The sequence below is a fragment of the Microbulbifer sp. S227A genome (genome assembly GCF_049800935.1).
Window position 1 is genome coordinate 330,256 of the sequence record NZ_JBNAFZ010000004.1, and the last position, 19,965, is coordinate 350,220.

Consider the following 19,965-nt stretch of genomic DNA (forward strand, 5'->3'; position numbering starts at 1 on the left):
CATGTGATGCGACCGCCCGATTGCTTTCGGCGACCTGCCAGAGACCGCGCATGTTGTGGCTATCGGATGGTCAAAAGAAAAAAGCCGCTGCGTGAAGCAACGGCCTTTCCCTGGTGCGTTCTTATGTGGACAGGGCGGGGCGTCAGCCGCCCCAGGTGCGGACAACGCCGCAATCCATGTGGACAAAATTCGAACGGGAATAGCGCCCGACACCACCGGCGCTGCAGGCGCTTGCGGCGCGGGCCATCTGGCTAACCGAGCGCGAGGAGAGCCGCAGATCGGCGGCCTGACCCTTCATGTGAAGGGAATTCTTGGCCACGCCCCGCGAGCGGCTGCGCAGCATGGCGTTGGTCTGCGGGCTTCGATAGCCGGACAACAGCATGTAGGGTTCATTGACGTCCATCAGGTTATGCGCGGCGGCCATGATGTCGATGGTGCGCAGGTCCATGCTCTTGGCCTGGTCGGTGCGCCAGTCGCGCATGAAATAGTTGATCTCTTTGACCGCGTCCTTGATATAGTCGCCGTCGATCCAATAGATCATGTCCAGCCGTTCACCGGTGCGCCCGGAATACATGCGGATGCGGCGGATATCGCCACCACCCCGAAGAAACCCTGCTGCGTTGGAAAAGGTTGGAGCCGCTGTCAATGCGGTAGCCGCGAATGCACCCAATAGGGCACGCCGGGAAAAACCCGATGAGTCGTTCTGTCTCATGTCCTGCGCCGTCCTGTACGCTACTATTCCTGCCCGTGCGCGATGTTACGCACACATTCTTACTTCATAGTTACATCCATCCCCTGATGTGTCGTTTTCATGCCACAATCCCGCCCACATTCCAAGCTGGGAATTGTGCGAGGATCATTTCTGCTGGAATTTCGGCGAATTATCGCGCAACGCGCCTGCGCGCGGGTGCTGAGGACGCGATGCAATCGGGCATCAGGGTAACTTGGTGTTAGCCCTGCATGCAAACTATGATGGACATGCGCGCCCGGCGGCTCAATTCTGGGTTTTGGTGCCCGCATTTTGCATTGGTATTGGTTTCAAGGAATGTCCCATGATCGTCGACACAAAACTTATCCGTGAATTCAACGTCCTGCGATTGATTGCTGCGGTCGGTCTGCTCTGCGCGATCTGGTCGGCACCCGCCATTGCACAGGTCACCGCGTTCAAACAGGCAATTGCCGAGACGGCGGCGGATGACAGCGATCTCGCGGATTTTTATCGCGCCAATGGCTATGCGCCATTGTGGACCGGTGCCGGGGATCAAGATCGCAAGCGCCGTGTCGCCCTGATGCGGGCGCTGTCGGCGGCGGATATCCATGGTCTGTCGCCCGCGCGCTACAAGGTTGCATCTTTGCGGCAACAGATGGAAACCGCCCGTACAACCCGCGATCTGGGGCTGGTCGAGGTCGCGCTCAGCAAGGTGTTCCTGCAATATGCCCGCGATGTTCAGACCGGCACGCTGGTGCCGTCGCGCGTTGATGGCGGGCTGGTGCGGCAAGTGCCGTATCGCGATCGTGGCCGGTATCTGACCGATCTGGCGCGTAGCGGTACACCGCGCGATTTCATGCGCTCCCTGCCGCCGCAATCGGATCAATATCGCGCCCTGATGAAGGAAAAGCTCAGGCTCGAACAGATGCTCGAGCGGGGCGGCTGGGGACCAACCATCGCGGTGGGCAGCGTCAAGCCGGGTGAGTCCGGCGCGTCCGTCGTGGCTTTGCGCAATCGCCTGATCACCATGGGTTACATGACCCGCAGCGCCTCGCAAAGCTATGGGCCCGCGATGCAGGATGCCGTCCGCCGTTTCCAGGCCGCGCATGGGCTTGCCGAGGACGGTGTAGCCGGCAAGGGAACAATCAGCGAGATTAACGTCTCGGTGCAACAGCGGCTGAAATCGGTGATCGTTGCGATGGAGCGTGAACGCTGGATCAACATGGATCTTGGCGACCGTCACGTGCTGGTGAACCAGGCGGATTTCACGGCCAAGATCATCGATGACGGGCGTGTCACCTTCCGGACCCGTTCGGTGATCGGCAAGAACACCAGCGACCGGCGCAGCCCGGAGTTTTCCGATGTGATGGAATTCATGGTGATCAATCCGAGCTGGTATGTGCCGCGCTCGATCGTGACCAAGGAATATCTCCCCAAGCTGCGCAACAACCCCAACGCGGTAAGCCATATCGAGATCACCGACAGCCGCGGGCGGCGGGTCAACCGCGCAAACGCGAATTTCAGCCAGTATTCGGCCCGGAATTTCCCCTATGCGATGCGCCAACCGCCTAGCAGCCGAAATGCGCTTGGCCTGGTAAAGTTCATGTTCCCGAACAAGTACAACATCTACCTGCATGACACCCCGTCCAAGAGCCTGTTTGACCGCGAGGTTCGCGCGTTTTCGCATGGCTGTATCCGGCTCGCCGATCCGTTCGACTTTGCCTATGCGCTGCTTGCGCGGCAATCGGACGACCCCAAGGGCACGTTCCAGCGCATTCTGAAATCGGGGCGCGAAACCAAGGTCACGCTGGATCAGCCGGTGCCGGTTCACCTGATCTATCGTACCGCCGTCATCGACGCCAAGGGCCGCGCGGAATACCGCCGTGATGTCTATGGCCGCGATGCCAAGATCTGGAACGCGCTCGAGAATGCGGGGGTGACACTGGGCGCGGTTCAGGGGTAATCACAAACCCGGAGCTGTTTGCAACGGGGACCATGATGACATTTACGATCCAAGAGATTGCGGCCGCGCTTGGCGCCGAAGCGGTCGGCGACCTGTCCTATTCCATCCGGGGCGCGGCAGAACCGGCCGATGCCACTCAGGACGATCTGGCGCTTGCCATGTCCCCGAAATACGGTGATGCGCTCGGCCAGGGACAGGCGCGGGCGGCGATCCTCTGGGAGGGTGCCGATTGGCAGGAGTTGGGGCTTGAGGCGGCGATCTTTACCGCCCGCCCGCGCATGACCATGTCCAGCCTGACCTCTGCGCTCGATCCGGGACAGGGGTTTGCGCCAGGCATTCATCCGTCCGCGGTGATCGACCCCACGGCCGAACTGGCCGATGATGTCGCCGTCGGACCGTTCAGCTATGTTGCCGCCGGGGTCCGGATCGGGGACGGGTCGGTGATTGGCCCGCATTGCACGATCGGTACCGGCGCGCGGCTGGGCAAACAAGCCTATCTGCGCGAGATGGTCAGCATCGGTGCGCGGGTCGTCATCGGAGATCGCTATATCGCGCAGCCCGGTGCGCGGGTCGGCGCGGACGGGTTTTCCTTTGTCACCCCCGAGGTGAGCGGTGCCGAAAACGTGCGCAAGACCATGGGCGACCAGGGCGACGCCAAAGCCCAGAGCTGGGTCCGCATCCATTCGCTCGGCGCGGTTGAAATCGGCGACGACGTGGAATGTGGCGCCAACAGCACGATCGACAATGGCACCATCCGCAACACCCGGATCGGCAACGGCACCAAGCTGGATAATCTGGTCCATGTGGGCCACAACACCCGCGTCGGCAATGATTGCCTGTTATGCGGGCAGGCGGGGATTTCCGGTTCGGTCGAGATCGGCAACAACGTGATCCTTGGCGGGCAGGTCGGCGTCGTCGACAATATCTTTATCGGCGACAACGTGATCGCCGCGGGCGGCACCAAGATCCTGTCGAACGCCCCCGCCGGCCGTGTCATCATGGGCTATCCGGCGATCAAGATGGAAACCCATACCGAGATCTACAAGGCGCAGCGCCGGCTCCCGCGTTTGGCCCGTGACGTGGCAGCGTTACAAAAGGCTGTTTTCAAGGCCGAGGCGAAAGATTAAATCAACGCCGCAAGCTACAGCGTGGGAACCACTTATGAGCATCAGCGACAAGGTCATCGCGATAATCGCGGAACAGGCCGTTCTCGAACCGACTGACGTGACGATGGACAGCACTTTGGACAGTCTGGGCATCGACAGCCTGGGGCTGGTCGAGAGCATCTTTGCAATCGAGGAAGAATTCGACATTTCCATCCCGTTCAACGCGAACGAGCCGACCCAGAGCGATTTCGACATTTCCAGCGTCGCTGCCATTGTCGCCGGGATCGAAAAGCTCGTCGCGGCCAAGGGCTAGGGTCGGTCGAGGTGGCAATGCACAGGGTCGTCATCACCGGCGCCGGCACGATCAATGCGCTTGGGCATTCGGTGCCCGAAACGCTGGCCGCGATGCGCGAAGGGCGGTGCGGCATCGGTGAGCTGGATTTCCGGGATGTCGAGCGGCTCTCGATCCGCATTGGCGGACAGGTGCGCGGGTTCGAGGCGGAAGGCCGGTTCAATCGCCAGCAAATCGCGCTCTATGACCGCTTTACCCAGTTCACGCTGACTGCCGCCAAGGAAGCGATCGCCCAGTCGGGGCTTGAATTTCACGGTGATCTTTCGGCGCGCTCGGGCGTGGTTCTGGGCACGGCGGGCGGGGGCGTCTCGACCTGGGACGACAATTACCGCAGTGTCTATGAGGACGGCAAGAACCGGGTGCATCCCTTTGTGGTGCCCAAGCTGATGAACAATGCGGCGGCCAGCCATGTGAGCATGGAACATAATCTCAAGGGGCCGTCCTTTACGGTGTCCACCGCCTGTGCCAGCTCGAACCACGCGATGGCCCAGGCCTTTGCCATGGTACGCAGCGGCATGGCGCCGGCGATGATCACCGGCGGCTCGGAATCGATGCTGTGCTTTGGCGGGGTCAAGGCCTGGGAAGGGTTGCGGGTGATGTCGCGGGATGCCTGCCGTCCGTTCAGCCTTGGGCGCAACGGCATGGTGCAGGGCGAGGGTGCCGGGATTTTCGTCTTCGAAGAATACGAGCACGCCCGCGCCCGGGGTGCCGAGATCCTGGCCGAAGTTGCCGGCTTTGCGATGTCGTCCGATGCCTCGGACATCGTGATGCCCTCCAAACAGGGGGCCGCGCGGGCCATGTCAGGCGCTTTGGCGGATGCGCGGGTTGCGCCGTCGGATGTGGGCTATATCAACGCCCACGGCACCGGCACCGCCGCCAATGACAAGACCGAATGCGCCGCCGTCGCGGATGTGTTTGGCCCGCATGCCGACAGCCTGATGATCAGTTCCACCAAATCCATGCACGGGCACCTGATCGGTGGCACCGGCGCGGTGGAATTGCTGGCCTGCATCATGGCGTTGCGCGACGGGATTGTTGCGCCGACCATTGGCTATGAAGAGGCCGACCCGGAATGCGCGCTGGATGTTGTGCCCAATGTCGCGCGCAACGCCAAGGTCGAAGTGGCGGTGTCGAATGCCTTTGCCTTTGGCGGGCTGAACGCGGTTCTGGTCCTGCGCAAGGTCTGACGAACAACGCCGGACCAATCGGCCCGGCGTTATTCACTGTCAGCGGTCTTGCGTCTTATTGTTTGACGACTGCGATCACGTCATTGTTTAACGACATCGACCGCGTCATAGCCGGCGGTAAAGCCCGAGAGCGACAGGGTCAGCGACACGACCTGGTCCGGGGCCGGGGCGGGTACAAGTGTCACGGTTGCCTTGCCGCCTTTTTTGAACGCATCGATATCTTCCTGTGTCAGGCCGATCTGCGCCGCACAGCCGATCGGGCTGCAATAGGTATAATTATAGCGCTTGCCCGGCGCGTCATCGACAGCGATGGTGAGCTGTGCCGGCAAAAGCGTTTCCAGCGGCACGAGGATGGTCGCACCGGCGGCGGCCTGACCGCCATTCTCGATGCGGAACAGCGACATTTCCGCGACCGGGTTGCCCGAGTCATCACGCATCACCTGGAGCAGGGAGCAGGGGTCGTTTTCAGCCTCGGTACGGATGCAGGCGAGATCCCAGTCGCCGATTTTTTCCTTGGAGTACCGCTCGCCGAGCTTGGGTCCGTCATTCACCGGCTGGCCCAGGTCCAGCTGCGGCGAGGTTGCGCTGTCGTCGGCCGCTGCCGGTGCATCGTCTGCGGCGGGTGCCTCTGCCTGTTGTGCCAGAGCCGGGACGGTCATCGCGGCCAATGCCAGCGCGGCAATCGGAGAAAGATGTTTGAACATGTGCCTGTCTCGTTTGTTTATGGTTGCTCGGAGCATTCTGCACGGCAGCGGCGAATCCGCGGCGCACAGTTCGCAATTGCGCTGGCTTTAGCATGGCGGTTGCTCAGTGTCAGGCTGATATTGCGCCCAGCCTGGGCGGATCGGTCGGATTTCGCCCGCAAAACCGGGGCCTGTTCCCGTATTTCCCGGAAAAGCAAAAGGGGGCCGTAAAGCCCCCTTTAAGTATAGGTTGTCTCCCCGTCGGACTGGCCGACTTAGTTATGGCGCGAGGTTACGAGAGGGCCGCGCGTCGGTCAACAGCTATGCCAAGAAAAAGGCGCGAATTCCGTGCGTTTCGGCAGAGAATCAGCAACCGGACGAAAAAAGGGCCGTACCCGAGGGCACGGCCAGTCTAACAGGGAGGAAGTGCCCGCCGGGCCAAGCGACCCTGAATGGCGAGCGAATTAACTATGGCAGGCAAAGGTTAAGTTAGTATGGTCGGGGCGACAGGCACGGCAGAGACAGGGGCAGGCGGCTATGGATGGCAAGATTTTTATCGGTGGCGGCGGTGAGGAATATGCAAGCCCGCAGGGGCTCAGCCTGACTTATGCCAACCGGCATGGGCTGGTTGCGGGGGCTACCGGGACCGGCAAATCCGTCACCTTGCAGATCATGGCCGAAGGGTTCAGCGACGCGGGCGTGCCGGTGTTCTTGTCCGATGTCAAAGGCGACCTGTCGGGACTGGCCAAGGCCGGACGGGTCGATCACAAGCTGCACGACGCGTTCACTGCGCGCGCCGCCAGGATCGGCTTCACAAGCTATGGATACCGGGCCTATCCGGTGACGTTTTGGGACCTGTTCGGCGACCAGGGGCACCCGGTGCGCACCACCGTGGCCGAGATGGGGCCGTTGTTGCTGGCGCGGCTGCTGGAATTGACCGAAGCACAGGAGGGCATTCTGAACATCGCCTTCCGGCTGTCGGACGAAGAGGGGCTGCCGCTGCTGGACCTCAAGGACCTGCAGGCGCTTCTGGTCTGGATCGGAGAGAATCGCGAAACGCTTTCCTTGCGCTATGGCAATGTCTCGACCGCGTCGATCGGGGCGATTCAACGGCGGCTTCTGGTGCTGGAGAACCAGGGAGGAACCCAGCTGTTCGGTGAACCGGCGCTGATGTTGGCCGACCTGATGCGCACGGACGCGGATGGGCGCGGGCAGGTCAACATCCTTGCCGCGGACAAGCTGATGGGCGCGCCGGGGCTTTATGCCACCTTCCTGCTGTGGCTGCTCAGCGAATTGTTCGAGGAACTTCCCGAAGTTGGCGATCCGGACAAGCCCAAGCTCGTGTTCTTTTTTGACGAGGCGCATCTGCTGTTTGACGATGCGCCCAAGGCCCTGATCGACAAGGTCGAGCAGGTCGCGCGCCTGATCCGCTCCAAGGGGGTCGGGGTCTATTTCATCACCCAGAACCCAGCCGATGTGCCGGAAGACATATTGGGGCAGTTGGGCAACCGCATCCAACATGCGCTGCGGGCGTTTACCGCGAAGGATCGCAAAAATCTCAGGTTGGCGGCGGAGACGTATCGCGAGAACCCGCGCTTTTCGACCGAGGATGCCATCAAGGAAGTCGGCGTGGGCGAGGCCGTCACTTCGATGCTGCTCGACAAGGGGGTGCCGGGGATCGTGGAACGTACCCTGATCCGCCCGCCTTCGTCGCAGCTCGGCCCGATCACGGCACAGGACCGCAAGGCACATCTGGCGGCTTCGGACATGGCCGGAAAATATGACGCGCCGCTGGACCGCAAATCCGCTTATGAAATCCTGGCACAGCGGGCCGAGCAGGCAGCAGCCCAAGCCGCCGCCGCCGAGGAAAAGGCCGAAGATATGGAGCCGATGTTCCGCGAGTTCAACGCCGGCCGCCGGTATTCCGGCAGCCGGGTCAGCCGATCAACCTCACGCAGAACCAAGCAGAGCGGCGGCGGATTCGCCGAAGCGCTGACCAAGAACGTCATGAAAGAGCTTTCGGGCACCACCGGACGCCGCATCGTGCGCGGCATTCTTGGCGGGCTGTTCAAGGGGCGCTAGGGGTTTTCGGACGCTCAGCCGTTCTTGCGGCGTTCGCCCTCGGCGCGGCATACCGCGTCGCCTTCCTGTACCGACATCGAATTCGGTCGGTCGATGGCGCGATCCCACAGCACACGCTCGGGCGTGTAGAGCTGGCAGGTCACGATGCCCTGTGGGGTTTTCACCTGAACCGGTGGAGTTTCGTATGCGGCCGGAGAGGGCGTGCAGCCCATGACGACCAGCCCTGACAGGATCAGCGCGGCGGGTAAACGGGGTGTTTTCATAAGAGTCTCCATACTCACTCAGAACAGCCAGGGGTTTCATATCCGAACGCTAGCGTGCGGCGAACCGCACGGGTACGGGGAATTTAGCGTCGTCCGACCCAAGAAATGTTAACGGCGCAGGACAAATCGCTATTTTTCCGGGATCAGGCCACGGGGGCTGAACCGCAGCACAAGGATCAGCACCAGCCCCATCGTCAGCAGACGCATATGCGCCGCGCTGTCCAGCAAGTGCGTTTTCAGCGGCCCCTCGGCCATGCCCGAGGTCAGAACATCGAGCAGGAAAATACCGATCGGCTCGACCTGTACCCACAGGAACCAGATCAGCATCGCCCCCAGCACCGCGCCAAAATTATTGCCCGAGCCGCCGACAATCACCATCACCCAGACCAGAAAGGTAAAGCGCAGCGGTTGATAGGTGCCGGGCGTCAACTGCCCGTCCATCGTTGTCATCATCGCACCCGCGATTCCGCAGACCGCGCTGCCCAGTACAAAAACCTGAAGATGCCGCCGCGTCACGTCCTTGCCCATGGCCTCGGCGGCGACCTCGTTGTCGCGAATGGCCCGCATCATCCGCCCCCAGGGGCTGTTGAGTGCCTTTTGCGCCATCCAGAGCAGCGCCAGCAGCACGATGGTAAAGAGCAGCGCATAGCCAAGCTTGACATAAAGCGTCGACGCCGTGACCGGATCAAGCCCGAACCCGGCGGCCCGTTCGACAAATCCCGGATCGCCTTGAAGGTCGATCTCATAAGGCACCGGGCGCGGAATGCCGACCACGTTCTTGACCCCGCGCGACAGCCAGTCCTCGTTCTTGAGCACGGCGATGATGATCTCGGCAATGCCAAGCGTCGCAATCGCCAGGTAATCCGAACGCAGACCCAGGGCCGTCTTGCCGATCAGCCACGCCGCGCCCGCCGCCAGCAGCCCGCCAATGGGCCAGGCCAGGATCACAGGCAACCCAAGCCCGCCCAGATATCCGGTGATCGCGGGGTCAACCTTTTCCACCGCCTCGACCGAAGGATCGAGAACCGCCCGATAGAGAAAGAAACCGCCCGCCAGCAGGGCAACAAGGGCGATGTTCCGCGCCGCCCCGGCCCGCATCCGCCGCAGCAACTGAACCGCAGCCGCCACCGTCAGCGCCCCCAGAACTAGCCCCGCGAGGATCCCCGCGCCGCCCGCCGCCCAGGCCGCCGGAGTCGGGGGCATCGAGACCAGCACGGCGGCCAGCCCGCCAAGCGCAACAAACCCCATGACACCGATATTGAACAGCCCGGCAAAGCCCCATTGCAGGTTCACACCAATGGCCATGATCGCCGAGATCAGCCCCATGTTCAGGATCAGCAGCGCCGCGTTCCAGCTTTGCATCACCCCGGTCAGCAGGATCAACCCGCCCACGATGGCAAACAGCCCGGTGTTTTTCACAGTCTCGCTCATAGCGCTTTCCCCCTGAAAATACCGGTCGGTCGGAACAGCAGCACGATCAGCAGGATCACGAAAGACACCGCGAATTTGTAATCCGTGCTCAGCAATTGCACCAAGCCGTCCGGCTCAAGCGGTTCGGGCATCAGGTAAACCAGGATCTTTTTCCACGCATAGGTAATCGTGACCTCGGAAAACGCGATGATGAAGCCACCGGCAATGGCGCCAAGCGGGCTGCCCAGGCCGCCGACGATCGCGCTGGCAAAAATCGGCAGCAACAGCTGGAAATAGGTGAAGGGTTTGAAGGATTTATCAAGCCCGTACAACACCCCGGCCACGGTGGCCAGCGCTGCAACGATGCACCAGGTATACATCACGACCCGCTCCGGGTTGATCCCCGACAACAATGCTAGATCCTCGTTATCGGAATAGGCCCGCATGGATTTTCCGGTGCGCGTGCGGTTTAGGAACCAGAACAGCAACGCCACCACAACAATCGCGGTAATCACCGTGATGGCCTGGCTGGTGCGGATTGCCAGCCCCTCGTCAAGACCGGTCAGGCGTTTGAAATCACGCGCGGAAATGATGAAGCGGGCACCGTCGGAAAAGTTCTGATCATCCGGCCCGATGATGAACCTCACCAGCCCGTTCATGATGAACATGACCCCCATCGATACGATCACCAGGATGACCGGCTTGGCCTTTTGTTCGCGATAGAACTGATAGACCAGCTTGTCCGTCGCCAGCACCAGCATGGCGCAGCCCAGGATGCCAAAGGGCAGGGCGAGCAGGGCAGTCGGCAACGGACCCAGCCCGATACCGACCGACTGCATCCACCAGGTCACGAGGATCGTCACCATGGCCCCGAACGCCATCGTATCCCCATGGGCAAAATTCGAAAACCGCAGGATCCCGTAGATCAGCGTCACCCCAAGCGCCCCAAGCGCAAGCTGGCTGCCATAGGACATGGCGGGGATCAGGACGTAGTTGGCCAGGGCGATAACGGCGTTGAGAAAATCCATTCGGTCAGCCCCCCAAAAACGATTTGCGCACTTCCGGATCCGCAAGCAGATCCTTGCCGGTCCCGGAATAGGCATTGCGCCCCTGCACCAGGACATAGCCCTTGTCGGCGATCTCCAACGCCTGCCGCGCGTTCTGTTCCACCATCAGGATCGGGATGCCGGTGCGGGCCACCTCGATGATCCGGTCAAACAGCTCATCCATGACAATCGGGCTCACCCCCGCGGTTGGCTCGTCCAGCATCAGCACCTTGGGCCGCGTCATCAACGCTCGCCCCACGGCAACCTGCTGGCGCTGCCCGCCCGACAATTCCCCCGCCGCCTGTGCGCGCTTTTCCTTGAGGATGGGAAACAGGTCATAAACCTGCGCCATCGTGTCGGAAAAATCATCGGTGCGGATGAACGCCCCCATCTCCAGGTTCTCTTCGACGGTCATCGACGTAAAGATATTGTTGGTCTGTGGCACAAACCCCATCCCTTTCACCACGCGATCCTGTGGTGTCAGGCCGGTGATATCCTCGCCATCCAGCCGCACCGATCCCTGCCGCACGTCCAACATGCCGAACACAGCTTTCATCGCCGTCGATTTTCCCGCCCCGTTGGGGCCGACAATCACCGCGATTTCCCCCTTGTCGACGGCAACGGTACAGTCATGCAAAATGTCCGGCCCCCGGCCATAACCGCCGGTCATGCTGTCCCCGATCAGAAAGGCGCTGGCGGTTTCCATCCCGTGCCCGGTGCCGGGCGAGGCACGCAAGGTTCCGATCCCATGCGGGTTTGCAATCGAACGATCCCTGTTGCCGCGATCGCCATATGGATCAGCCGACATGCCGCCCCCCTTCATCTTTGGTGAAATACTCCGGGGTTTGGGGCAGAGCCCCAATCGGACCATGATCCGCGCCAACGGCGCGCAGCTGCACGGCCCGCATCATGCGCCAACCTTGTCCTTGTTCTTGAGACCGGTCCCCAGATAGGCCTCGATCACATGTTCGTTGGCCTTGATCTCGTCCAGCGTCCCCTCCGCCAGAACCTTGCCCTCGGCCATGCAGATCACCGGATCACACAGCCTGCCGATGAAATCCATGTCATGTTCGATGACCACGAATGTATAGCCGCGCTCTTCGTTCAGGCGAATGATCGCATCGCCAATGGTGTTGAGCAGCGTCCGGTTCACCCCGGCCCCCACCTCGTCCAGGAACACGATCCGCGCATCCACCATCATGGTGCGGCCAAGTTCCAGCAGCTTTTTCTGTCCGCCGGAAATCTGTCCCGCCTTGTGATCGGCCAGGTGCTCGATCGTCAGGAACTCCAGCACCTCGTCCGCCTTGGCGCGCAGCGCGCGCTCCTCATCGGCGATCCGCTTGCGCCCGAACCAGGTGTTCCACAATGTCTCGCCCGATTGTCCGCCGGGCACCATCATCAGGTTCTCGCGGCAACTCATCGACGAAAACTCATGCGCGATCTGAAAGGTGCGCAAAAGCCCCTTGTGAAAAAGATCATGCGGCGGCAGCCCGGTGATCTCCTCACCACCCATTGTAACGCGACCGGAGGTGGGTTGAAGAACCCCCGCTATCACGTTGAACAAAGTGGTTTTTCCTGCGCCATTGGGGCCGATCAAACCGGTGATCGATCCCTCGACGATCTCCAGCGAGGCCCCGTCCACCGCGTGAAATCCGCCAAAATGCTTGTGCACGTCATCAACGACGATCATCGCACCCCCTGCGCCGCATTGATCGCGGCATTTCTTCCGGTCCGCTTTGCGCGGTTCTCGATTATGAAACAGCCCGGTCAGGATGGCCGGGCTGTTTCTGTCGTCTCAATGCGTGTTCAGCGGAAGTTGACGGTTTCGTTCTTGCCGTCCTTGACTTCGATCTCGCGATAGCTGCCGGCGCTTTCACCGGGTCCGATCAGTTCAACAGCCGATGCCCCGACATAGTCGATATCGCCGCCGTTCTTGATGATCTCCAGACCCTTGGCCAGCTCACCGGGATAGATTTTCTCGCCCGGCGCATTGGCCACATCGAGGATCTTGGCGCCGTATTCGGCCGGATCGGTCGAATTGGCCGCCTGCATCGCGAACATGAACAGCGCCGCCGCATCATAGCTTTCGGGCGTATAGGGCGATGTCGCGTCAAACGCGTCCCCGGCCATTGCGGTCAGTTTCTCGATGCCGTCGCCGCCGGACCCCGCGATCTGGCCGAAAGATCCGTTCAGGTCCGGGCCGACATTCTCGGGCAGGCTGTCGCCGATCATCCCGCCGGGCAGGCCGAACGTGTCAAACGCGCCCGAGTCGAGCGAGGCGTTGATGATCCCGAGTCCGCCCTGATCGAGATAACCGGCCACCACCAGCATGTCGCCACCCGCCGAGGCCAGCGCGCCGACCTCTGCGGAATAATCCGCCTTGCCGTCTTCATGCGCCGCGCTGATGGTGACTTCGCCACCCGCCGCCTCGAAAGACGTGACGATGGCATCGGCAAGCCCCTTGCCATAGTCGTTGTTGGTATAGGTCAGGGCAATCGAGCTGATGCCGCGATCCTTCAGAATGTCGGCCATGACCTGGCCTTCGCGCGCATCTGACGGGGCAGTGCGGAAGAACAGCCCGTTATCATCCATCGTCGACAGCCCCGGAGAGGTCGCCGAAGGTGAAATCATCACCATGCCGTTGGGGATCGCGACGTTCTGCAGGATCGCGCCGGTGACGCCGGAACAATCGCCGCCGATCAGCCCGTTGATCCCGTCGGCGATCAGGCGTTCCGCGTTGGCGGTGGACAGGCCGTTGTCGATACAGCCGGTATCGGCGCGCATCGGCGTGACCGTCGCACCATCCAGCAGCGCACCGCTATCGGTGACTTCCGCCATCGCCAGTTCCGCACCCGCCGCCATCGCGCTGGTCAGGGATTCGATCGGGCCTGTAAAGCCGATCAGGATGCCAAGTTTCACCTCTTTTGCATGGCCATCCGCCAGGGCCGCGCCCGCGATCAGCGCCGTGGCCGTTGTCGCCAAGAGCAGTTTTTTCATTTGGTTTCTCCCGTGTTGGAACGCAATGTTCAATTCGAACCCTAGGCAAGGCGTTCCAAAAAGAAAAGTCCCATGTGAGGCCGGTTCCGCCGGGTCAGAATGGCCTTGGGTGGTATTGCCCTCGGCGGAGTCCAGCCTAGGTAGAAAAATTAAGAAGAGGTTAATCATGCTGCATGTTTTGATCGGTGCCATCAGCGCGCTTGTCACCCTGGCCACCCAGGCCGCCGCGCTTGAAACGCGCGTCGGGGCTGTGCGGGTCGACGCGATGATTACCGGGCTCGATACGCCGTGGGCCATCGATTTCCTGCCGGGTGACGGGTTTCTGGTGACCGAGCGGGATGGTGACTTGCTGCATGTTCGCAATGGCACCGCGAACCGTGTCGAAGGCGTCCCGCCGGTACGGGCATCGGGGCAGGGCGGGTTGCTCGACGTGACGGTTCCGCGCGATTTCGCCAGCAGCCGCGACATCCTGCTGACCTATGCCAAACCACAGGGCCGGGGCGCTGGCACAGCGCTGGCCACCGCCCGTCTGAGCACCGATGGCACCGCACTCACCAATATGCGGGTCCTGTTCGAATCCGCGGATGGCGGGCGGGCCGGGCGTCACTTTGGCAGCCGTGTGGTTGAAGGGCGCGATGGCACGCTGTTTGTGACCATCGGTGATCGCGGCGAGGATGCCCTTGCCCAGGATCTCGGGGCCCATAACGGCAAGATCGTGCGGATCAATCGCGACGGATCGGTTCCGGCGGACAACCCGTTTGTCGGTGTCGCGGGGGCGCGGCCTGAAATCTGGTCGTTTGGCCACCGCAACCCGCAGGGCGCGGGGCTGGATGCGCGGGGTCGGCTCTGGACATCGGAGCATGGCGCACGGGGCGGGGACGAAATCAACCTGATCGGCAAGGGGCGCAACTATGGCTGGCCGGTGATTTCCTATGGTCGCCACTACTCGGGCCGCAAGATCGGCGAGGGCACCGCCAGGCCGGGGCTGGAGCAACCGCAATTCTACTGGGACCCGTCCATCGCGCCGTCGGGCTTGCTGGTCTATTCCGGACGGCTGTGGCCCGACTGGCGCGGGGATGTGTTCGTGGGGTCGTTGAAGTTCGACTACATCGGCCGGCTTGATGGATCGCCGCTGCGCGAAGCCGAACGGATTTCCGGCCCCGAGACCGAACGGGTTCGCGATATTGTCGAGGCACCCGATGGAACGATCTGGTTCATTTCCGTCGGGCAGGGCACGGTCTATCGCATCTCGCCCGCCGGGTGATCGACCGGCCGGGGCAACCGGTAATAGGCGGTATCGCACCATTCGGTCCCGCCATAGAGAAAGTCCCGTTCCCGGATGCGGTCGCATATGAACCCGAGCCGTTCAAGCAACCTGCAGGATGCCGTGTTGCGCGGGTCGACCTCGGCGGTCAGGTGGTCACATTCCGGGAATGCGGCAAAGGCACCGGGCAGGATGACGCCAAGCGCCTCGCGCACCAGCCCCTTGCCCCAATGGGCCCGGTTCAGGATGAAACCGACTTCTGGCCTGGCCCAGACCCCGGCCTTGCCGACACAGACACCGTCAAGCTCGAGGATGAATTCATAGCGGTTCTTTGGGTCGGGGCGCAGGAACCAGTCCAGAAAATCACGGGTCAGGGACAGGTCCTGATGCGCCGGATGGCTCCAATAGCGCATGGTCCGGGCATCCGAGAATATCTCGTGCAGCGGCATCAGGTCATCGGCGCGGGCCGCTCTGAGCACCAGCCGGCGGGTGCGGATCACACCGACAGCCGCGCCGCGTGGCTGCCGCGTTCCCGATAGGGGGTCGTGTCGTAATGGGCGCGGTAGCATTTGGAGAAATGGCTGGGCGAGGCAAAGCCGCAGGCCAGCGCCACGTTGATCACGCTCATGTCGGTCTGCATCAGCAGGTTGCGGGCCTTTTGCAGGCGCAGTTCCATGTAGTAGCGCTTGGGCGAGCGGTTGAGATAGCGCCGGAACAGCCGTTCCAGCTGGCGCGTGGACATGCCCACATCCTTGGCCAGCACCGAGGGGCTGATCGGGTCTTCGATGTTCTGTTCCATCATCTGGATGACCTGGCTCAGCTTGGGATGGCGTACGCCGATCCGCGTGGGCACCGACAGGCGTTGGGTGTCCTGGTCGGTGCGGATGCTGGAATAGATCAGCTGGTCAGCTACGGAATTGGCAAGATCTTCGCCATGCTCATCCGCGATCAGTTTGAGCATGAGGTCGATCGACGATGTGCCCCCCGCCGTGGTCATGCGGTTGCCGTCGATCACAAAGACCGACTTGGTCAGCATCACATCTTCGAATTCCTCGGCAAAGCTGTCGGAGTTTTCCCAGTGGATCGTCGCCTTCTTGCCATCCAGCAACCCCGCCTTGGCCAGCGAGAACGCCGCCGTGCACAGCCCCCCGACCAGCAGCCCCTTGCGGGCCTCGCGGCGGGCCCAGCCCAGCAGGCGCTTGGTGGTCGCCGCCTGTACATCGATGCCGCCGCAGATCAGCACCGTGTCGTCACGGTTCAACTCGTCGAGGTCCCCATCCAGCGGAAACACCGTGCCCGCCGAACAGCGCATCGTGTCGCCACCTTCCCCGATCAGCCGCCAGGTATAGATCTCGCGACCGGCCATCCGGTTCGCGATGCGCAGGCTTTCGAGCGCCGAGGCAAAGCTCAGCATGGTGAAATTCTCAAGCAGCACAAAGACGAAGCGGCGCGGTTTCAGCGACGTCATGTCGGAATCGACAACTTGGCGTTGCTCTGTCATGGCTCTGTTTCCTTCGCGCGGGGCCTTGCGGGTTTCACCTTGCTCAAACCCGATCTGCGACGTCAAGAGACGCATTTCGGATATGGCAACCTGCGCCGCGCTTTTGTATAGAGGCCCCCTGAGACGCGGAACGGAGATCAGAGCGATGAGTGAGTGGCAAAAAACCGGATGGCGCAGCATGCCTCGGATTCAGATGCCCGACTATACCGACCAGGCGGCATTGAACGCGGTCGAGGCGCAACTCTCGAAATATCCGCCGCTGGTTTTTGCCGGCGAGGCCCGTCGCCTCAAGGCGCATCTCGGGGCCGCTGCGCGGGGCGAGGCGTTCCTGCTTCAGGGCGGCGATTGCGCCGAGGCGTTTGACCAGTTCAGCGCCGACAGCATCCGCGACACGTTCAAGGTGATGTTGCAGATGGCGATGGTGCTGACCCATGGCGCCAAGGTTCCGGTGATCAAGGTGGGCCGCATGGCCGGCCAGTTTGCCAAGCCGCGCAGCGCCCCGACCGAGGTGGTGAACGGTGTCGAGCTGCCGAGTTACCGTGGCGACATCATCAACGAGCTGGCCTTTACCCCCGAAGCGCGCATCGCCGATCCGGGCAAGATGCTGCAAGCCTACACCCAGGCCGCGGCGACGCTGAACCTAATCCGGGCGTTTTCGACGGGTGGTTACGCGGATGTGCACCAGGTGCATTCCTGGACCCTCGGCTTTACCGAGAACCAGGAGGCGGAACGCTATCGCGAAGTGGCCAACCGGATCAGCGACACGCTTGACTTCATGAAGGCGGCGGGCGTCAACCAGGATACGGCGCACACGTTGCAATCGGTCGAATTCTACACCAGCCACGAGAGCCTGCTGCTGGAATACGAAGAGGCGCTCACCCGGCGCGATTCCATTTCCGGCGACTGGCTGGCCGGGTCCGGGCACCTGATCTGGATCGGCGACCGCACCCGTCAGCCGGACGGCGCGCATGTGGAATTCGCGCGTGGCGTGCTGAACCCGATTGGCCTCAAATGCGGGCCCAGCATGACCAGCGAGGACCTGAAGGTGTTGATGGCCAAGCTCAACCCCGGCAACGAGCAGGGCCGCCTGACGCTGATCTCGCGCTTTGGGGCGGGCAAGGTGGCAGAGAACCTGCCGCGCCTGATCCAGACCGTGCGCGAAGAAGGGGCCGAGGTGGTGTGGGTCTGTGACCCGATGCATGGCAACACCATCAAGTCATCCAGCGGCTACAAGACCCGGCCGTTCGACTCGGTGCTGCGCGAGGTGCGCGAGTTCTTTGGCATCCATGCGGCCGAAGGCACGGTGCCGGGCGGGGTGCATTTCGAGATGACCGGCCAGGACGTGACCGAATGTACCGGTGGCGTTCAGGCGGTCAGCGAAGAGGACCTGTCCGATCGTTACCACACCGCCTGCGACCCGCGCCTGAATGCCAGCCAGTCGCTGGAACTGGCGTTCTTGGTGGCCGAGGAACTGTCCGGCCTGCGGGCCAGGCGGCAGCAGCGCGAAGCGGTCTGACAGCAATGCGGGGCGCCGGGATGACCGGCGCCTTACATGTTCGGACGGGGGCGATTAACGCTCGTCGCTTTTCACCAGCCTCAGATGCGGCGCCTTGCCGCCCAGCACCGTCTGAGCCTCGGCAAATCCACGCGCGGCCTCGGCGGCGGGCGTGGGGGCCGCCTGACCGGCGGCCAGATCGCGGATCTGGGTGTCGGCAATGTCGAAACGGCGCGGTGTGCGGCCAAAATCGCCATCGGCCACCAATACCCCGAGGATGCGGCTGCAATCGCCCAGATCGCTCTTGAGGGGCAACAGGATCATGCGGGCCTCGCAGGTACCGCGCAGGCTCTGACGTTCTCCCATGAGGCTCAGTTCGGCCACCGCCGGCGTGTCAAAGACATATTCCAGAGTCGCGGCCATGCCTTCGCGCCCGTCGGTGGTAAAGAACGAGGTGATCGGCATGCCGCGCACCTCCATCCCGGCAAGCTGGCACAGATGCTGCCCGGCCAGCCGGAATCGGCCGATGCCGGGGGCGACGCGTTCGAGAATGAACGCATATTCCAGAACCTGCTCAAGCCCGCGCGGGTCGATCTGCGAGCGGAAGGGGATGTCGGTCCCCTCGCGCAGCGCGCTCCAATAGGCTTCGGTCTGCCGTATCGGCGACAGGCTCGCCCCACTGCGGAACCGGTCCATTGCTACCACCTTTCCCGTATCTCTCGGGCGGAAAATACTGAACATCTCTTTAACTCTCTCGCGCAGCCGCCCCGGACGCATCGGGTTTGCCTTCTGGCCAAACCCACTCGTAGGACTTGCTTCATAATGGTTACTCAAGTGTTAACGTGACATATTTTTTAAGATTTTGAACAAGAACTTTAAGAATTGGTTAACTGTTTGGCGGTGCCGGCCGACCGGCTGTACCGGCGGGGGCTTGCCCTGTATCGGGCAATGCCTTTAGGTATGCCGCGACAGGACAAATGACAGATCACGGGCAGGGCGCAGATGATCAATTCGATGACGGGTTTTGCCTCGGCCAAGGGCGCGTGCGCGCCGCATTCCTGGGGCTGGGAGCTGCGCAGCGTCAATGGCAAGGGCCTGGATCTGCGGCTGCGGGTGCCGGATTGGTTGCAGGGGCTCGAAGCGGCCCTGCGCGCAGAATTGGCGAAATCTGTCACCCGCGGCAATGTCACCTTGTCACTGCGCATCTCGCGCTCGGATGAGACCGGCGATCTTGCCCTGAACCGTCCGGTCATGCAGGCGGCGCTGGCGGCGCTGGCCGAGATCGAGGCCGAGGCGCAGGAGCGCGGCATGACCCTGGCCCCGTCGCGGGCGAGCGATCTGTTCACGTTGCGCGGCATGTTCGATGCCGTTTCGGGCGAGGATGACAACACGGCGCTGATCGCCCGGCTGCGCGCGGATTTCCCGGCGCTGGTCGCGGCATTCCTTGACATGCGGCGCAACGAAGGGGCCGCGCTGCAACAGGTGCTTGGCGAGCAGCTTGACCGGATCGCCGAGTTGGCGGCGCGGGCGGCGGTACTGGCAGGGGCGCGCCGCGAGGCGATGGCACTGACGCTGCGGAGCAACCTGGCGCGGGTGCTGGACAATGCCGAGGGGGCGGACCCGGCGCGCGTGGCGCAGGAACTGGCGCTGATCGCGGTCAAGGCGGATGTCACCGAAGAGCTTGACCGGCTGGGTGCCCATGTGACAGCGGCACGCGATCTGCTGGCCAAGGGCGGTGCGGTCGGGCGCAAGCTCGATTTCCTGATGCAGGAGTTCAACCGCGAGGCCAATACGCTGTGCTCCAAGTCGCAATCCACCGAATTGACGGCGGTGGGGCTCGACCTCAAGGCGGTGATCGATCAAATGCGCGAACAAGTGCAAAACGTGGAATAACAAGAGGCATCCAA

The 19,965-nt window shown here is 62.4% G+C and carries 19 protein-coding genes; 8 read left to right on the forward strand and 11 right to left on the reverse strand.

What is annotated here, in order from left to right; all coding sequences use genetic code 11:
* Nucleotides 1–142 precede the first annotated feature (142 nt).
* Complete coding sequence (locus ACP15R_RS12075) at nt 143–646, reverse strand: YcbK family protein (RefSeq protein ID WP_424986662.1); 504 nt, start codon at nt 644–646, stop codon at nt 143–145.
* A 406-nt stretch (nt 647–1,052) separates the two neighbouring features.
* On the opposite strand from ACP15R_RS12075, the gene ACP15R_RS12080 reads away from it, so the two are divergent.
* The 4 genes from ACP15R_RS12080 to ACP15R_RS12095 are packed head-to-tail and all read left to right on the forward strand — an operon-like array spanning nt 1,053 to nt 5,317.
* Nucleotides 1,053–2,672 (forward strand): L,D-transpeptidase family protein, encoded by a 1,620-nt coding sequence (locus ACP15R_RS12080; RefSeq protein WP_424986663.1) that lies wholly within the window; start codon nt 1,053–1,055, stop codon nt 2,670–2,672.
* 35 nt (nt 2,673–2,707) lie between these two features.
* A complete protein-coding gene (gene lpxD / locus ACP15R_RS12085) occupies nt 2,708–3,799 on the forward strand; it encodes a UDP-3-O-(3-hydroxymyristoyl)glucosamine N-acyltransferase (RefSeq protein ID WP_424986664.1) in 1,092 nt (363 codons plus the stop codon).
* 34 nt (nt 3,800–3,833) lie between these two features.
* Nucleotides 3,834–4,091 (forward strand): acyl carrier protein, encoded by a 258-nt coding sequence (locus ACP15R_RS12090; RefSeq protein WP_424986665.1) that lies wholly within the window; start codon nt 3,834–3,836, stop codon nt 4,089–4,091.
* 17 nt (nt 4,092–4,108) lie between these two features.
* A complete protein-coding gene (locus ACP15R_RS12095) occupies nt 4,109–5,317 on the forward strand; it encodes a beta-ketoacyl-[acyl-carrier-protein] synthase family protein (RefSeq protein WP_424986666.1) in 1,209 nt (402 codons plus the stop codon).
* Nucleotides 5,318–5,397: 80 nt separating this feature from the next.
* Here ACP15R_RS12095 and ACP15R_RS12100 read toward each other — a convergent pair whose 3' ends face one another.
* Nucleotides 5,398–6,021: an invasion associated locus B family protein gene (locus tag ACP15R_RS12100; protein ID WP_424986667.1), complete on the reverse strand. Its 624-nt coding sequence runs from the start codon at nt 6,019–6,021 to the stop codon at nt 5,398–5,400.
* 516 nt (nt 6,022–6,537) lie between these two features.
* Here ACP15R_RS12100 and ACP15R_RS12105 point away from each other — a divergent pair.
* Nucleotides 6,538–8,082, forward strand: a complete 1,545-nt coding sequence (locus tag ACP15R_RS12105) for a helicase HerA-like domain-containing protein (protein ID WP_424986668.1) — start codon at nt 6,538–6,540, stop codon at nt 8,080–8,082.
* Between the two features lie 14 nt (nt 8,083–8,096).
* Here the strand turns inward: ACP15R_RS12105 and ACP15R_RS12110 are convergent, their stop codons facing one another.
* The 6 genes from ACP15R_RS12110 to ACP15R_RS12135 form a co-directional block, all read right to left on the reverse strand.
* On the reverse strand, nt 8,097–8,345 hold the full coding sequence (locus tag ACP15R_RS12110) for a hypothetical protein (RefSeq protein WP_424986669.1): 249 nt from the start codon (nt 8,343–8,345) through the stop codon (nt 8,097–8,099).
* 129 nt (nt 8,346–8,474) lie between these two features.
* On the reverse strand, nt 8,475–9,776 hold the full coding sequence (locus tag ACP15R_RS12115) for a branched-chain amino acid ABC transporter permease (protein ID WP_424986670.1): 1,302 nt from the start codon (nt 9,774–9,776) through the stop codon (nt 8,475–8,477).
* Nucleotides 9,773–10,783, reverse strand: coding sequence for a branched-chain amino acid ABC transporter permease (locus ACP15R_RS12120; protein WP_424986671.1), 1,011 nt, complete (start codon nt 10,781–10,783; stop codon nt 9,773–9,775). Before ACP15R_RS12120 ends, ACP15R_RS12115 begins: the two co-directional genes overlap by 4 nt.
* Before the next feature lie 4 nt (nt 10,784–10,787).
* Nucleotides 10,788–11,609 carry an ABC transporter ATP-binding protein gene (locus tag ACP15R_RS12125; protein WP_424986672.1) on the reverse strand — a complete coding sequence of 274 codons (822 nt, stop codon included), beginning with the start codon at nt 11,607–11,609 and terminating at the stop codon, nt 10,788–10,790.
* A 99-nt stretch (nt 11,610–11,708) separates the two neighbouring features.
* A complete protein-coding gene (locus ACP15R_RS12130; protein WP_424986673.1) occupies nt 11,709–12,491 on the reverse strand; it encodes an ABC transporter ATP-binding protein in 783 nt (260 codons plus the stop codon).
* A 116-nt stretch (nt 12,492–12,607) separates the two neighbouring features.
* Nucleotides 12,608–13,798 carry an ABC transporter substrate-binding protein gene (locus ACP15R_RS12135; RefSeq protein ID WP_424986674.1) on the reverse strand — a complete coding sequence of 397 codons (1,191 nt, stop codon included), beginning with the start codon at nt 13,796–13,798 and terminating at the stop codon, nt 12,608–12,610.
* A gap of 166 nt (nt 13,799–13,964) precedes the next feature.
* Here ACP15R_RS12135 and ACP15R_RS12140 point away from each other — a divergent pair, with 166 nt between their 5' ends.
* Entirely contained in the window at nt 13,965–15,062 is a 1,098-nt protein-coding gene (locus ACP15R_RS12140; RefSeq protein ID WP_424986675.1) for a PQQ-dependent sugar dehydrogenase, read from the forward strand.
* On the opposite strand, the gene ACP15R_RS12145 is transcribed toward ACP15R_RS12140, so the two are convergent.
* Together ACP15R_RS12145 and ACP15R_RS12150 are read right to left on the reverse strand one after the other, a co-directional pair.
* Nucleotides 15,038–15,562, reverse strand: coding sequence for a GNAT family N-acetyltransferase (locus ACP15R_RS12145; protein ID WP_424986676.1), 525 nt, complete (start codon nt 15,560–15,562; stop codon nt 15,038–15,040). The genes ACP15R_RS12140 and ACP15R_RS12145 overlap by 25 nt on opposite strands.
* Entirely contained in the window at nt 15,559–16,563 is a 1,005-nt protein-coding gene (locus tag ACP15R_RS12150) for a GlxA family transcriptional regulator (protein WP_424986677.1), read from the reverse strand. Before ACP15R_RS12150 ends, ACP15R_RS12145 begins: the two co-directional genes overlap by 4 nt.
* Nucleotides 16,564–16,708: 145 nt before the next feature.
* Between ACP15R_RS12150 and ACP15R_RS12155 the strand changes: the two genes are divergently transcribed.
* Nucleotides 16,709–18,079 carry a class II 3-deoxy-7-phosphoheptulonate synthase gene (locus ACP15R_RS12155; RefSeq protein WP_424986678.1) on the forward strand — a complete coding sequence of 457 codons (1,371 nt, stop codon included), beginning with the start codon at nt 16,709–16,711 and terminating at the stop codon, nt 18,077–18,079.
* Between the two features lie 54 nt (nt 18,080–18,133).
* Here the strand turns inward: ACP15R_RS12155 and ACP15R_RS12160 are convergent, their stop codons facing one another.
* Nucleotides 18,134–18,754 (reverse strand): PAS domain-containing protein, encoded by a 621-nt coding sequence (locus ACP15R_RS12160; protein WP_424986679.1) that lies wholly within the window; start codon nt 18,752–18,754, stop codon nt 18,134–18,136.
* Nucleotides 18,755–19,060: 306 nt separating this feature from the next.
* Here ACP15R_RS12160 and ACP15R_RS12165 point away from each other — a divergent pair, with 306 nt between their 5' ends.
* Nucleotides 19,061–19,951 (forward strand): YicC/YloC family endoribonuclease, encoded by an 891-nt coding sequence (locus ACP15R_RS12165; RefSeq protein ID WP_424986680.1) that lies wholly within the window; start codon nt 19,061–19,063, stop codon nt 19,949–19,951.
* The last annotated feature ends 14 nt before the right edge of the window (nt 19,952–19,965 follow it).